11 protein-coding genes are annotated in these 13,027 nt (G+C 64.4%); 5 read left to right on the top strand and 6 right to left on the bottom strand.

Annotated features, from left to right (window positions below; all coding sequences use genetic code 11):
- Window positions 1-73 precede the first annotated feature (73 nt).
- Complete coding sequence (locus FJ940_RS00790) at window positions 74-469, bottom strand: DUF4345 family protein (protein ID WP_140518245.1); 396 nt, start codon at window positions 467-469, stop codon at window positions 74-76.
- A 95-nt stretch (window positions 470-564) separates the two neighbouring features.
- Window positions 565-1,260, bottom strand: coding sequence for an aspartate/glutamate racemase family protein (locus tag FJ940_RS00795; RefSeq protein WP_140525000.1), 696 nt, complete (start codon window positions 1,258-1,260; stop codon window positions 565-567).
- Between the two features lie 62 nt (window positions 1,261-1,322).
- Between FJ940_RS00795 and FJ940_RS00800 the strand changes: the two genes are divergently transcribed.
- On the top strand, window positions 1,323-1,529 hold the full coding sequence (locus tag FJ940_RS00800; RefSeq protein WP_140492958.1) for a type II toxin-antitoxin system prevent-host-death family antitoxin: 207 nt from the start codon (window positions 1,323-1,325) through the stop codon (window positions 1,527-1,529).
- Window positions 1,530-1,535: 6 nt separating this feature from the next.
- Here the strand turns inward: FJ940_RS00800 and FJ940_RS00805 are convergent, their stop codons facing one another.
- Window positions 1,536-3,719: a primosomal protein N' gene (locus tag FJ940_RS00805; RefSeq protein WP_140654860.1), complete on the bottom strand. Its 2,184-nt coding sequence runs from the start codon at window positions 3,717-3,719 to the stop codon at window positions 1,536-1,538.
- A gap of 90 nt (window positions 3,720-3,809) precedes the next feature.
- On the opposite strand from FJ940_RS00805, the gene fsa reads away from it, so the two are divergent.
- Entirely contained in the window at window positions 3,810-4,466 is a 657-nt protein-coding gene (gene fsa, locus FJ940_RS00810; protein ID WP_140518241.1) for a fructose-6-phosphate aldolase, read from the top strand.
- Between the two features lie 73 nt (window positions 4,467-4,539).
- Here the strand turns inward: fsa and FJ940_RS00815 are convergent, their stop codons facing one another.
- From FJ940_RS00815 to leuS, 3 genes are all read right to left on the bottom strand, one after another.
- On the bottom strand, window positions 4,540-7,101 hold the full coding sequence (locus tag FJ940_RS00815; RefSeq protein WP_140654863.1) for a DNA translocase FtsK: 2,562 nt from the start codon (window positions 7,099-7,101) through the stop codon (window positions 4,540-4,542).
- A gap of 263 nt (window positions 7,102-7,364) precedes the next feature.
- A complete protein-coding gene (lptE, locus tag FJ940_RS00820; RefSeq protein WP_140628125.1) occupies window positions 7,365-7,943 on the bottom strand; it encodes an LPS assembly lipoprotein LptE in 579 nt (192 codons plus the stop codon).
- Complete coding sequence (leuS, locus tag FJ940_RS00825) at window positions 7,930-10,554, bottom strand: leucine--tRNA ligase (protein ID WP_140518238.1); 2,625 nt, start codon at window positions 10,552-10,554, stop codon at window positions 7,930-7,932. The genes lptE and leuS overlap by 14 nt, the downstream gene beginning before the upstream one ends.
- A gap of 152 nt (window positions 10,555-10,706) precedes the next feature.
- Here leuS and FJ940_RS00830 point away from each other — a divergent pair, with 152 nt between their 5' ends.
- The 3 genes from FJ940_RS00830 to FJ940_RS00840 all read left to right on the top strand — a co-directional run bounded on the left by FJ940_RS00830 (window position 10,707) and on the right by FJ940_RS00840 (window position 12,891).
- Window positions 10,707-11,369 (top strand): YggS family pyridoxal phosphate-dependent enzyme, encoded by a 663-nt coding sequence (locus FJ940_RS00830; protein ID WP_140566744.1) that lies wholly within the window; start codon window positions 10,707-10,709, stop codon window positions 11,367-11,369.
- 100 nt (window positions 11,370-11,469) lie between these two features.
- Window positions 11,470-11,724 carry a type II toxin-antitoxin system Phd/YefM family antitoxin gene (locus FJ940_RS00835; RefSeq protein ID WP_140524994.1) on the top strand — a complete coding sequence of 85 codons (255 nt, stop codon included), beginning with the start codon at window positions 11,470-11,472 and terminating at the stop codon, window positions 11,722-11,724.
- Between the two features lie 117 nt (window positions 11,725-11,841).
- Window positions 11,842-12,891 carry an aldo/keto reductase gene (locus FJ940_RS00840; protein WP_140654866.1) on the top strand — a complete coding sequence of 350 codons (1,050 nt, stop codon included), beginning with the start codon at window positions 11,842-11,844 and terminating at the stop codon, window positions 12,889-12,891.
- Window positions 12,892-13,027 lie beyond the last annotated feature (136 nt).

Genomic DNA, 13,027 nt, shown 5'->3' on the forward strand with positions numbered 1-13,027 from the left:
AATGCGTCGTTCCGCATGGTTTTCAGGCACTATTGTCGCATCCGGGGACGAAGTCCCTGGATTGCCTGCGGATTCAGGGCAGGAAGCCGAAGGCAAAGGCAAGCGGCAACGCCGCCAGCGCCAGTTCCACGACGATGGAAACCCAGTTGAAGGGCGTGTTGGCGCCATCCGACATCATCGACAGCAACCGGCCGAAGGCGGTGAACAGCCAGGAGAAGCCGAGCGCCATGTAGATCAGCGGCTGCGCCAGCAGGATGCAGCACAGGCCGACGCCGAGATAGAAGCCCGACATGCGGCCGCGCCCTTCGGCGATCGCCGCCGCCTTCTCCGGCTTGACCTGCAAGCGCAGAATGCGGAAGGCAAGCCCCGGCGCCAGGAAAAGCACCAGGCCGAGCAGCACCGTGACGACGGCGCTCGACCAGGCCAGCCATTCGCCCTGGCTCACCGGCCATGGAAACGCAAAATCCATAGTGTCCCCTCGTAAATGCCGCTCTGAAATCGCGGGCATTCTAGCGGAGGAAAAGCCGCGCGCCAGATGGCGGCCAGCACTTTAGGCCAAACGCATCAGGAGAGCGCGAAGGCGACCGCCGCTTCAGCATGGATGCGCGTCGTGTCGAAGACCGGAATGTCGAAATCCTGCTGGCCGATCAACATCGTGATTTCGGTGCAGCCCATGATCACGCAGTCGACATTTTCATCGCGCCGCAGGCGGTTGATCTCGGCGATATAGGCGGTTTTCGATGGCTCGGTGACGATGCCCTGGCAGAGCTCGTCATAGATGATGCGATGGACCATGTCGCGTCCTGCCTGGTCCGGCACGATCGGCTGCAATCCATATGTGTCGGCAAGCCGGCGCTTGTAGAAATCCTGCTCCATGGTGAACCGTGTTGCCAGCAGCGCCGGGCGCCGCATGCCGGCCGCCTTGACAGCGGCTGCGGTGGCGTCGGCGATGTGGGTCAGCGGGACCGATACCGAGGCCTGCACCTGGTCGGCGAGCTTGTGCATGGTGTTGGTGCACAAAAGCAGGCCTTCCGCGCCAGCTGACTCGAGCTTGCGCGCGGCATCGACCAGAAGCGCGCCGGCGCCGTCCCAGTCCCCGTGATGCTGCAGCTCGGCGATCTCGGCGAAGTCGAAGGACCACAGCAGCAATTTCGCCGAATGCAGCCCGCCGAGACGCTGCCTCACGAGATCGTTGAGCAGGCGATAATAGATCGCCGTCGATTCCCAGCTCATGCCGCCCAGAAGGCCAAGGGTTTTCAAAACGGTTTCCTTTCCTTGCAGCGACTTATGATACAGTCCAAGGCGATGTTGAGGGCTACTCGATGAAAACAAAATCCAGCAGCAAAGCACGCAGCGAACTGTGCGCCGTGGTCGCTGAAGCCAGCAAAGGCAGCCCGACAACAATCACCAAGCGGGGACGCCCCGTGGCCATAGTGATATCGATCGAGGACGCCCGTCGACTCTATCCTGAAGAGTTTAGGCAACGTCCCGAACTGAAGGACACGACCAGCAATCCGCGCGAACGCTGAGCGACCTTACAAAAAGCTCTGCGGATCGATGTCGACCTGCACCCGGACCGAGCCGCGCTGCTTCGGCCCGTTGGCGAGCATGGTCCGGATAAACCTTTGCATGTCGGCGCGGCGCTCGCCCTGGATCAGCAGGCGGAAACGGTGACGGCCGCCGAGCAACGACAGCGGCGCTTCGGCCGGCCCGAGCACGAACAGGTCGGATGCCTCGGGCGCGGCACGGCGCAGGGCGCGGGCATGGCCCTCGGCTTCCGCCCGCGTCACCGCGCTGACGATGACGCCGGCGAGCCGGCCGAAGGGTGGCAGAGCCGCCCGCTCGCGCTCGGAAATCTCGCGCTCGTAGAACGCATCGGCATCGCCGGAGACGATCGCCCGCATCACCGGATGGTCGGGCTGGAAGGTCTGCAACAGGCCGAGGCTCTTCTTGCCGGTGCGCCCGGCGCGGCCGGTCACCTGGCTGAGCAGCTGGAAGGTGCGCTCGGCGGCGCGCGGATCGCCATTGGCAAGGCCGAGATCGGCATCGACGACACCAACCAAGGTCATGTTGGGGAAATTGTGCCCCTTGGCGACGAGCTGCGTGCCGATGACGATGTCGGCCTCGCCATTGGCGATGGCTTCCAGCTCCAGCCGCAGCCGCCGCACGCCGCCCATCAGATCCGACGACAAAACGATGGTGCGCGCATCCGGGAAATGGGTGACGACTTCCTCGGCGATGCGCTCGACGCCCGGCCCGCAGGCGACCAGATGATCGAGCGTGCCGCATTCCGGACAGGCTTCCGGACGGCGCTCATTGTGCCCGCAATGGTGGCAGACGAGCTGGCCGCGAAAGCGGTGCTCGACGAGCCAGGCCGAGCAGACCGGGCAACCAAAGCGGTGACCGCAGACGCGGCACAGCGTCAGCGGCGCATAGCCGCGCCGGTTGAGGAACAAAAGCGATTGTTCCTTCCTCTCCAGCGTCCGGCGCATATGGTCGAGCAGCACCGGCGACAGGAAGCCGCCGCGCGCCGGCGGCGCGCGCCGCATGTCGATCGCTTTCAGGTCGGGAAGTGCCGCCTCGGCGAAGCGGGCGGACAGCACCGCCCTGGCGTAGCGGCCCTGGCTGGCATTGACGCGGCTCTCGACCGATGGCGTCGCCGATGCCAGCACCACGGGGAAGCCACCTATATGGCCGCGCACGACAGCCATGTCGCGGGCATTGTAGAAGACGCGGTCTTCCTGCTTGTAGGCGGGGTCATGTTCCTCGTCGACGACGATCAGGCCAAGCTCCTTGAACGGCAGGAACAGCGCCGAGCGCGCGCCGGCCACGACCCGCACGCCGCCTTCCGCCACCTGCCGCCAGACGCGTTCGCGCATCCTCGGCGGCAGGTCGGAGTGCCATTCGGCGGGCTTGGCGCCAAAACGCTGCTGAAAACGTTCGAGGAAAGCGTGGGTCAATGCGATTTCGGGCAGCAGGATCAGCACCTGCTTGGTGCGGTCCAGTGCCGCCGCCACCGCCTCGAAATAAACCTCCGTCTTGCCCGAACCGGTGACGCCGTCGAGCAGTGCGACGTTGAAGCCGCCGCCCGCGACATTGGCGCGCAGCAGCCTTGCGGCTTCGTTCTGGTCGGGCATCAATTCCGGCGCGGCGTAGGCTGGATCAGGCTCCGCCACCACGGGCCGCGGCGGGATCATCACCGTTTCGAACACGCCTTGCGCCTTCAGCCCCTCGATTACCGTCGACGATACGCCGGCCGCATGGGCAAGGCCGGATCGCGTCCAGGCCAGTCCGCCCTCGGCCGTCTCCAGCACGCGGGCCCGCGCATCCGTCATCCGGTCCGGAACGGCCGCGGTTCGCTGCAATCCCTCGATCCACGGTTCCGGATCGAAGGCCTCCGGCGCCCTCAGCAGCATGCGCGCCACCATGCCCGGCGCCGACAGCGTATACTGCGCCACCCAGTCGACGAAACGGCGCATCGCCCGATCGATCGGCGGGCAATCGAAGACCTGTTCGATCGGGCGCAGCTTTTTCGCGTCTACCGTCTCGACCGCGCCGTCCCAGACGATGCCGGCGACCTGGCGAGGCCCGAGCGGCACGCGCACGATCGAGCCCGGCACCACCCGCATGCCGGCGGGCACGGCATAGGTGTAGGGGCGTTCGGCCGGCATCGGCACCAGCACCGGTGCGGCTGCGACAAAGGGCGAATCTTCGATCATGAGGCGTGACCTTGCCCCGACTTTGCTCTAGATCAAAGGGCAACGCTGAACGTGCCTTCCCAAGCACGACGAAATCGTCAGGAGACCGCCATGAAATTTTTTGCCGACACAGCCGACATCAAGGAAATCCGCGAACTGATCGATCTGGGGCTGCTCGATGGCGTCACCACCAATCCTTCTCTGATTCTCAAATCGGGCGGCAAGATCTCCGAGGTTACCAAGCAGATCTGCGACATCGTCGAAGGCCCGGTCTCCGCGGAGGTCGTGGCGACCGAATACAAGCAGATGATGGCGGAGGCCGAGGTGCTGGCCAAGATCGCGCCGAATGTCGCCATCAAGGTGCCGTTGACGCTGGATGGATTGAAGGCCTGCAAGACGATCCGCACCCAGATGAACCGCATGGTCAATGTCACGCTGTGCTTCTCGGCCAACCAGGCGCTGCTCGCCGCCAAGGCAGGCGCCTCCTTCATCTCGCCCTTCGTCGGCCGGATCGACGATACCGGCTCGGACGGCATGGAAGTGATCCAGGAGATCCGTCAGATCTACGACAATTACGATTTCCAGACCGAGATCCTGACGGCTTCCGTGCGCACCGTGAACCACGTCAAGCAGGCGGCGCTCATCGGCGCCGATATCGTCACCGCGCCGCCCGCGACACTGAAGGCGCTGGTCAACCACCCGCTGACTGACAAGGGCCTTGCCGCCTTCCTCGCCGACTGGGCCAAGACCGGCCAGAAAATCGGCTGAGCGAGCTTACATCCGACACGAAAAAAGGCCGGGCAACCGGCCTTTTTCATGCGCTGCGGATCAAGAGGCCCGGTCAATCCGTGCCGTCATCCTCAGCTGCGGTTACCGGCGGGCGCCGGCCCATGATGATCTCGCGCTTGCCGACATGGTTTGGTGCACCGACCAGACCCTCCTTCTCCATGCGCTCGACCAGGGACGCGGCGCGGTTATAGCCGATGCCGAGGCGACGCTGAATGTAGGACGTCGAACACTTCTTGTCGCGCAACACCACCTTGACCGCCTCGTCATAGCTGGAATCGCCGTCCTCCGCCGCAACGGCGCCCTTGTCGAAGACCGCGCCCTCATCGCCTTCGTCTTCTTCTTCATCCGCGTCGGCCGTCACGGTTTCCAGGTATTCGGGGCGACCCTGCGCCTTCAGATGCGCCACGACATGCTCGACCTCCACGTCGGAGACGAAGGGGCCGTGCACGCGGGCGATGCGCCCGCCGCCCATCATGTGCAGCATGTCGCCCTGGCCGAGCAGCTGCTCGGCGCCCTGCTCGCCAAGGATGGTGCGGCTGTCGATCTTGGAGGTGACCTGGAAAGAAATCCGGGTCGGGAAGTTGGCCTTGATCGTGCCCGTGATGACATCGACCGAGGGGCGCTGCGTCGCCATGATCAGGTGGATGCCGGCCGCGCGCGCCATCTGCGCCAGGCGCTGGATGGCGCCTTCGATCTCCTTGCCGGCGACCATCATCAGGTCGGCCATCTCGTCGACGATGACGACGATGTAAGGCATTGGCGCGAGGTCGATTTCCTGCTGCTCGAAGAGCGGCTCGCCGGTGCCTTTTTCGAAGCCCGCCTGCACGGTCATGACGACCGTCTCGCCGTTTTCGCGGGCAGCGGCGGCGCGCTGATTGTAGCCGTCGATATTGCGCACGCCGAGCCGCGCCATCTTGCGATAGCGGTCCTCCATCTCGCGCACCGCCCATTTGAGCGCGGTAACGGCCTTTTTTGGATCGGTGACGACCGGGGTCAGAAGATGCGGGATGCCGTCATAGACGGAGAGTTCGAGCATCTTGGGATCGACCATGATCAGCCGGCATTCCTCCGGCTTCAGCCGGTAGAGCAGCGACAGGATCATCGTGTTGATGGCAACCGACTTGCCGGAACCGGTGGTGCCGGCAACGAGCAAGTGGGGCATCTTTGCCAGTTCGGCGATGACAGGCTCACCGCCGATCGTCTTGCCGAGGCAGAGCGCCAGCTTGCAGCCGGTCTTGCGGAAGCCCTCCGATTCGATCAGCTCGCGGAAATAGACGGTTTCGCGCGCCTCGTTCGGAAGCTCGATGCCGATGACGTTGCGGCCCGGCACGACGGCGACGCGCGCCGAGATCGCCGACATGGAGCGGGCGATGTCGTCGGCGAGACCGATGACGCGGGAGGATTTGACGCCCGGCGCCGGCTCGAATTCATAGAGAGTGACGACCGGACCGGGGCGAACATGGATGATCTCGCCGCGCACGCCGAAATCCTCGAGCACGCTTTCCAGAAGATCGGCATTCTGCTCGAGCCGCTCCTGCGACATGTAGAAGCCTTGTCCCTCCGGCGGCTGCTGCAACAATTCTTCTGAGGGGAGTTCGTACGTCTCGCCCGTCGCGGTCGGCACGATCCTGCCGACCAGTGGCGCTCGCGACGATGCGCGCGCAGCCGGAGCCGGTACGGCTTGCTCCAAACTTTGCGTGACCAGTGCCGGAACGGCATTGCTTGCGACGGCGGGAATTGCGGCCGGAGCCCGGGCTTGCTGCGGCACGCGGTTCGCCGCCGGCTGAACCGCGGCCTGGTTGGAGTTGGCCGGACGGACATCCGGCACGGCGGACGGAGCTGGCGACCCGGGAAGGCATTCGATGACACGGAACAACGCGGTCGGATCGGCCGTTGGCGCGGGGCGGTTGTCGATCCGCTCGGTGACCACAGGCGCGGTCGTGCGTGCAACCGAAACGGCCCGAGGCGCGGGTGACGGGCCTTCGACCAAATAGGGCGCCATGATCTCGAAAAAGACGTGATCCGACAGATAGGGCCAGCGCACATTTTCGCGCCCCGTCGTCTTGACCGGGGCTGTCGCTGCTTGGGCGGACGCTGCCGGTGCGGATGCCCGCGCCGCCGCAGTCATCCTGTGGCCCGCAGGCGTAGCGGCGGCCCGCGCCTTTTCGCCGGCATGCCCTGACGGAACCGGCGCCGGGGCCGGTTGCACCACGGCTCTGTTGCCGACGGGCGGCCTGGCGGCGCCCGAAGAAAGGTTTCGGCTTGGTATTGGCACCGATGAAGACGTCCCAGCCGCGGTGGATTGGCCAGGTGCCTGCGGTACTGGTGATTCGCTTTGCTCGACGGCAATCGCCTCGTCCCGCGGACGGCGCGTGCTGGCTTCATAGTCCGGCGTGCGCGTAAACCGCACATTGGGCGCCAGGAAGAAATAGTCTTGCCAGGCAGGGCTTTCGTTGCCGCCGAGATCGACAGGGGATGGGGAAGGGCCGGCTCCTGCTGCTCTCGCCCGCTGGCTGTCCGCCTTGTTGTCCACACCCGTGAAACGCTTCACCCCAGGGTCATCGGGCGACGCTGCCTTCAATGAACTGACCCGAGGAAAACGCTTGGATTCCATGCTCAAGACTCACGCTGAAATGTCTGCTGAGCAATAGAGAGCGAGTGGTTAACAGTTGCTTCCCGTCGGCCCCCCAAGAGCGGCGAAGCGTGACTTTCACAGCGGTGTCGGACGATCGGACCCGTGCGGCCGATCGTCATCCCACGATCGTCAACACACCCGCGTGCTTCGGCTAAAGGCGAACGGAGAACCGGCTCCGGAGCCGTGGCAAAGGCGGCCTTCAGGCACCAGATTGTTATGCCACCATGAAACGGAGAGCGGCGCTAACCGGCCGTCTTGCCGTGCCGTGCGAGATCCTGGGCGATGGACAGTTGCAGCGCGTTGGCAAGCTCGCGCGCGGCGCGGTTCTCGGCATCGATCTGTGCCCGGTACGCGGCGAATTCCTGGCGCGGCCTGTCGAAGGACGAAGTGATCGCCCGCTTGCCGGTCGCGATCACCGCCCCGGTTTTGGCATCGGTCAGCCTGTAGCCGGCGGTCAGCGTCACCGAACCGGCGGTCGGCTCGTCCTGGTCGGTTCCGACCTGCACGAGCGCCGAGGATTCAACGGCTTCGGTCACGCCGAGGTCGAGCGAGTAGGCCGGCGATGCCGGTTCGCCGGCGCCGCGCCCAAATCCGAAGATCAAATTGTTGCGCACCTGCTGGCCGTAACGCGTCCTGACCGGTTTGATGGCGATCGACGCCAGTTCGGCATTGGCGCTCGAGCCGGTCGACAGCGGCGCGCTCGAGTAGAGCGGCCGCACCTGGCAGGCCGAAACGAGCGCAAGCGAGCCGACAAGGCCGGCAAGCGCGACACGGCGCAGCAAACGGCTCAGCTCTGTCTTCTCCCGATCAGGCAACGACATTGACGATCCTCTGCGGCACGATGATCACCTTGCGCGGAGCCTTGCCTTCGAGCGCCTTCTGCACGAAGTCGAGAGCGAGCACGGCTTTTTCGACCGCACCTTGGTCCGCGTCGCGGGCAATTGTCAAATCCCCGCGCTTCTTGCCGTTGACCTGGACCGGGTAGGTGACCTCATTGTCGACGACCAGCGCCGGGTCGAAGATCGGCCACGGCCGTTCGGCGACCAGATCGGCACCGCCGAGCGCCTCCCAGCATTCCTCGGCCAGATGCGGCATGATCGGCGCGATCAGGTGCACGAGCACCTCCACGGCCTCCCGGCAGGCGCCTTTGAGCGCGGCATCGGCCTTGCCTTCGGCCACCTCATTGAGCGGCGTGGTCAGCGCGTTGGCGAGTTCGTAGATGCGGGCGATGGCGCGGTTGAATGCGAGTTTCTCGATGTCCTCGCCGACCGCTTTCAGGATCTTGTGCGTGGCCTTGGAAACCGCCCCGGCTTCACCGCCACCGCCCGCTATGGGTGCGATGCCGGCCAGCGATTCGGCCGCGGTCGAGACCAGGCGCCAGATGCGCTGCATGAAGCGATGCGCGCCGGCGGCGCCATCGTCGGTCCATTCGACGTCGCGTTCGGGCGGCGAATCCGACAGCATGAACCAGCGCGCGGTGTCGGCGCCGTAGCCGTCGGTGATGTCTTCCGGGCTGACCGTGTTCTTCTTCGACTTCGACATCTTTTCCAGGGAGCCGATCTCCGCCGTCTCGCCCGTGGCGATTTCGACGGCGCGGCGCTTGCCGTCGACGTCCTCCAGCCGCACCTCGGTCGGCGCCAGCCAGCGCCCGTTCGATGCCGATCCCACGCGATAGGTCTCGTGCACCACCATGCCTTGCGTGAACAGGCCCTTGAACGGCTCGGCTAGGTCGAGATGGCCGGTCTCGCGCATGGCCCGGGTGAAGAAGCGCGAATAGAGCAGATGCAGGATCGCGTGCTCGATGCCGCCGATATACTGGTCGACGGCCAGCCACTCGTTCGCCGCCTTCGGGTCGGTCGGCTCGTTCGCCCAGGGCGCGGTGAAGCGGGCGAAATACCAGGACGAATCGACGAACGTGTCCATCGTGTCGGTTTCGCGCCGCGCATCCTTGCCGCATTGCGGGCATTTGACATGCCGCCAGGTCGGGTGGCGGTCCAGCGGGTTGCCTGGGCGGTCGAACTCGACATCGTCGGGCAGCTTCACCGGCAGGTCTGCCTTCGGCACCGGCACCACGCCGCAATCCTCGCAATGGATCATCGGGATCGGGCAGCCCCAGTAGCGCTGGCGCGAAATGCCCCAGTCGCGCAGGCGGAAGTTGACCTTGCGCTCGGCCATCGGCCGGTTGCCGATCGTCTTCTGCTCCAGCAGCTTCGCCACCTCGTCGAACGCCCGCTCTGGCTTCATGCCATCGAGGAAGCGCGAATTGATCATCACGCCGTCGTCGACATAGGCTTCGTCGATGACCTGGAAGGTCTTGGGATCAGCACCTTCCGGCATCACCACCGGGATCACCGGCAGGCCGTATTTGTTGGCGAAGTCGAGGTCGCGCTGGTCGCCGGACGGGCAGCCGAAGATGGCGCCGGTGCCGTAGTCCATCAGCACGAAATTGGCGACGTAGACCGGCAGCGTCCAGTTCTCGTCGAACGGATGCACGACACGGATGCCGGTGTCGAAGCCCTTCTTCTCGGCCGTCTCCAGCGCCGCCACCGAAGTGCCCATATGGCGGACTTCGTCGATGAAGCTCGCCAGCGCCGGATTGGTCTCGGCGGCCTTCCTGGCCAGCGGATGGTCGGCGGCGACCGCCATGAAGGAGGCGCCGAAGATGGTGTCGGGCCTGGTCGTATAGACTTCCAGCTCCTGCTCGCCGGCGACGGGAGCCGCCAGCGGCCAGCGGATCAGCAGACCTTCCGAACGGCCGATCCAATTGTGCTGCATCAGCTTGACCTTCTCGGGCCATTCGTCGAGGCGATCGAGCGAATCCAGGAGATCCTGCGCAAAATCGGTTATCCTGAAGAACCATTGCGTCAGCTCGCGTTGTTCGACCAGCGCGCCCGAGCGCCAGCCGCGCCCGTCGATGACCTGCTCGTTGGCGAGCACCGTCATGTCCTCCGGATCCCAATTGACCTTCGAGGATTTGCGCGTCACCAGGCCTTTCTCGACAAAGTCGAGGAACAGCATCTGCTGGCGGTGGTAGTAGTCGACATCGCAGGTCGCGAATTCGCGCGCCCAGTCCAGCGACAGGCCCATGACCTTGAGCTGCTCGCGCATGGTGGCGATGTTCTGGTAGGTCCATTCCTTGGGATGGACCTTGTTCTGCATCGCCGCGTTCTCGGCCGGCATGCCGAAGGCGTCCCAGCCCATCGGATGCAGCACGTTGAAACCCTTGGCCCGCTTGTAGCGCGCCACCACATCGCCCATCGTGTAGTTGCGCGTATGCCCGATATGGATGCGTCCCGATGGATAGGGGAACATCTCCAGCACGTAGTATTTCGGGCGCGGATCATCGTTGTGCGCCTCGAACAGCTTCCTGTCGGCCCAGGCCTTCTGCCATTTGGGCTCTGACGCGCGCGGATTGTATCGTTCGGTTGCCATGGGACGTTTTTCACTTAAAAGCATGCGGACTGCGGGCGACAGCTCGGCAGTCCATTGGATGTGGTCCGGGTGTTCACCATGGTTTGGCAAACCCGTCAACCATATGGGTATCGCGTCTGGAAAAAACGCGGTCAAAACAGCGGGATTTGGACATGGGCGACGCCGTTCAGCAGTTTTTAGCGGTCAAGGCGAAGATCGCCGCCGCCGAGCGCGAAGCCCGGCGCGACGCTGGCGCGGTGACGCTGGTCGCGGTTTCCAAGACCTTTGACGCCGCCGACATCAGGCCCGTCATCGAGGCAGGCCAGCGCGTCTTCGGCGAGAACCGGGTGCAGGAAGCGCAGGGCAAGTGGCCAGCGCTGAAAGAGGCTTTCCCCGATGTCGAACTGCATCTGATCGGCCCGCTGCAATCGAACAAGGCCAGGGAAGCCGTGGCGCTGTTCGACGTCATCGAGACGGTCGATCGTGAGAAGATTTCCGCCGAACTCGCCAGGGAGATCGCCCGGCAAGGCCGGGCACCGAAACTCTACGTCCAGGTCAACACCGGCTCCGAGCCGCAGAAGGCCGGCATCGAGCCGCGCGAGGCCGTGACCTTCGTCGCCCGCTGCCGCGATGTCCACGGCCTCGCCATCGAAGGCCTGATGTGCATTCCGCCGGCGGACGAGAACCCCGGCCCGCATTTCGCCCTGCTGGAAAAATTGGCGCGGGAGGCAGGCGTCGCCAAACTGTCGATGGGCATGTCCGGCGATTACGAGACGGCCATCGCCTTCGGCGCCACCAGTGTCAGGGTCGGTTCGGCGATCTTCGGCAGTCGATAAAACCGTCCGCCCTGGGTTGGCCCTGTCGTCTGTGAGTTCTAAGCCTATGATACACAGACGGACTGAACACATCTTGCGAGTTAAGCGAGGAGTAGTGTTCTTGAGCTGGCAGCTGCGGGACGCAAGAAACAACCTCTCGAAGCTGGTAAGACAGTCGCGCGAAAAAGGGCCGCAAACCATTACGGTGCGAGGGCAGCCATCTGCCGTGGTGCTAGCGGTTGAGGACTACGAACGGTGGGTTGGCGCAAAGCCCTCCCTTGCGCAATATCTTCTCTCCGGCCCCGTCTGGGATGACGAGTTTGTCGAGGAGGTCAATCGCCGCCCGAACACAATGATCCGAGCGGTCCATCTCTGACAAGTTTCTGTCACCGGCAAGATGGTCCAGTTCTACCGGCTGATTACGCCAGCGCTGGAAACGAAACGTACCGTTCCTATTTGATCTGTGTCATCACAAATCTTTGGAGCCTTCGCCATGCATTACAACCAGCTTGGAAATACGGGGATGTTCGTCTCCCAACTCTGCCTCGGCACCATGACCTTCGGTGCAGCCGGCCAGAATGCCCAATGGGGCCTGATCGCCAGTCTCGACCAGAAAGGCGTCAACGAGATCGTCGGCCGCTCGCTCGCCGCCGGGGTCAATTTCTTCGACACGGCCGATGTCTATTCCTTCGGCGAATCCGAGCGCCTGCTCGGCCAGTCGCTCAGGGATCTCGGCGTTGACAGGTCGAGCGTGGTCGTCGCCACCAAGGTTCACGGCGCCATGGGCGAGGGCCCGAACCAGCGCGGCTCCTCGCGCGGCCACATCATGGATTCGGTCGATGCCAGCCTCGAGCGGCTGCAGCTCGATCACATCGATCTCTATCAGCTGCACGGAACCGACGCGGTGACGCCGATCGACGAAACGCTGCGGGCACTGGACGATCTCGTTGCCAGCGGCAAGGTCCGCTATGTCGGCGTATCCAACTGGCAGGCCTGGCGCATCGCCAAGGCGCTTGGCATAGCCGACCGCAAGGGCTTTGCCCGCTTCGAGACCATCCAGTCCTATTACTCGATCGCCGGTCGTGATCTCGAGCGCGAGATCGTGCCGCTGATCAACGAGGAGAAGCTCGGCCTGATGGTCTGGTCGCCAATGGCCGGCGGACTGCTGTCCGGCAAATACGGCCCTGGTGCGCCCGGCAATGGCGAGGGCCGCCGCGCCTCCTTCAACTTCCCACCGGTCAACGAGGACCGCGCCTGGGCGGCGGTCGCGGTCATGCGCGAGATCGCCAAAAAGCATGACGTCAGCGTCGCTACCGTGGCACTAGGCTATGTCCTGGCCAAGCCCTTCGTGATGAGCGTGATCATCGGCGCCAGCCGCATGGATCAGCTCGAACAGAACCTTGCCGCCACGAACCTCAAACTTGATACCGATGATCTCGCCAGACTGGACGAGGTGAGCGCGCTGCCGGCCGAATATCCCGGCTGGATGCTGGAGCGGCAGGCCGCCGGCCGGCGTCCGGCGCCGTTCGTGCCGAAGGCCTGATCGCTTTTCTAGCCTGCTTCGAAGCCGCGTGCCTTAGGTACGCGGCTTCTCAGTTACAGCAATTCCAAGAAAAGTGTGGGCGGTTTTCTGTCCAGAATTGCGTCAGAACAAAGAGTTAGAGCGGTTCGCCGTTTCC

It is taken from the genome of Mesorhizobium sp. B2-3-7, assembly GCF_006442695.1.
Lineage (GTDB): Bacteria > Pseudomonadota > Alphaproteobacteria > Rhizobiales > Rhizobiaceae > Mesorhizobium.

Excerpts from the sequence above, each read along its gene's own strand:
- FJ940_RS00790 (WP_140518245.1), bottom strand. The coding sequence starts at position 469 with ATGGATTTTGCGTTTCCATGGCCGGTGAGCCAGGGCGAATGGCTGGCC.
- FJ940_RS00800 (WP_140492958.1), top strand. The coding sequence starts at position 1,323 with ATGAAAACAAAATCCAGCAGCAAAGCACGCAGCGAACTGTGCGCCGTG.
- FJ940_RS00805 (WP_140654860.1), bottom strand. The coding sequence starts at position 3,719 with ATGATCGAAGATTCGCCCTTTGTCGCAGCCGCACCGGTGCTGGTGCCG.
- fsa (WP_140518241.1), top strand. The coding sequence starts at position 3,810 with ATGAAATTTTTTGCCGACACAGCCGACATCAAGGAAATCCGCGAACTG.
- FJ940_RS00815 (WP_140654863.1), bottom strand. The coding sequence starts at position 7,101 with ATGGAATCCAAGCGTTTTCCTCGGGTCAGTTCATTGAAGGCAGCGTCG.
- lptE (WP_140628125.1), bottom strand. The coding sequence starts at position 7,943 with ATGTCGTTGCCTGATCGGGAGAAGACAGAGCTGAGCCGTTTGCTGCGC.
- leuS (WP_140518238.1), bottom strand. The coding sequence starts at position 10,554 with ATGGCAACCGAACGATACAATCCGCGCGCGTCAGAGCCCAAATGGCAG.
- FJ940_RS00830 (WP_140566744.1), top strand. The coding sequence starts at position 10,707 with ATGGGCGACGCCGTTCAGCAGTTTTTAGCGGTCAAGGCGAAGATCGCC.
- FJ940_RS00840 (WP_140654866.1), top strand. The coding sequence starts at position 11,842 with ATGCATTACAACCAGCTTGGAAATACGGGGATGTTCGTCTCCCAACTC.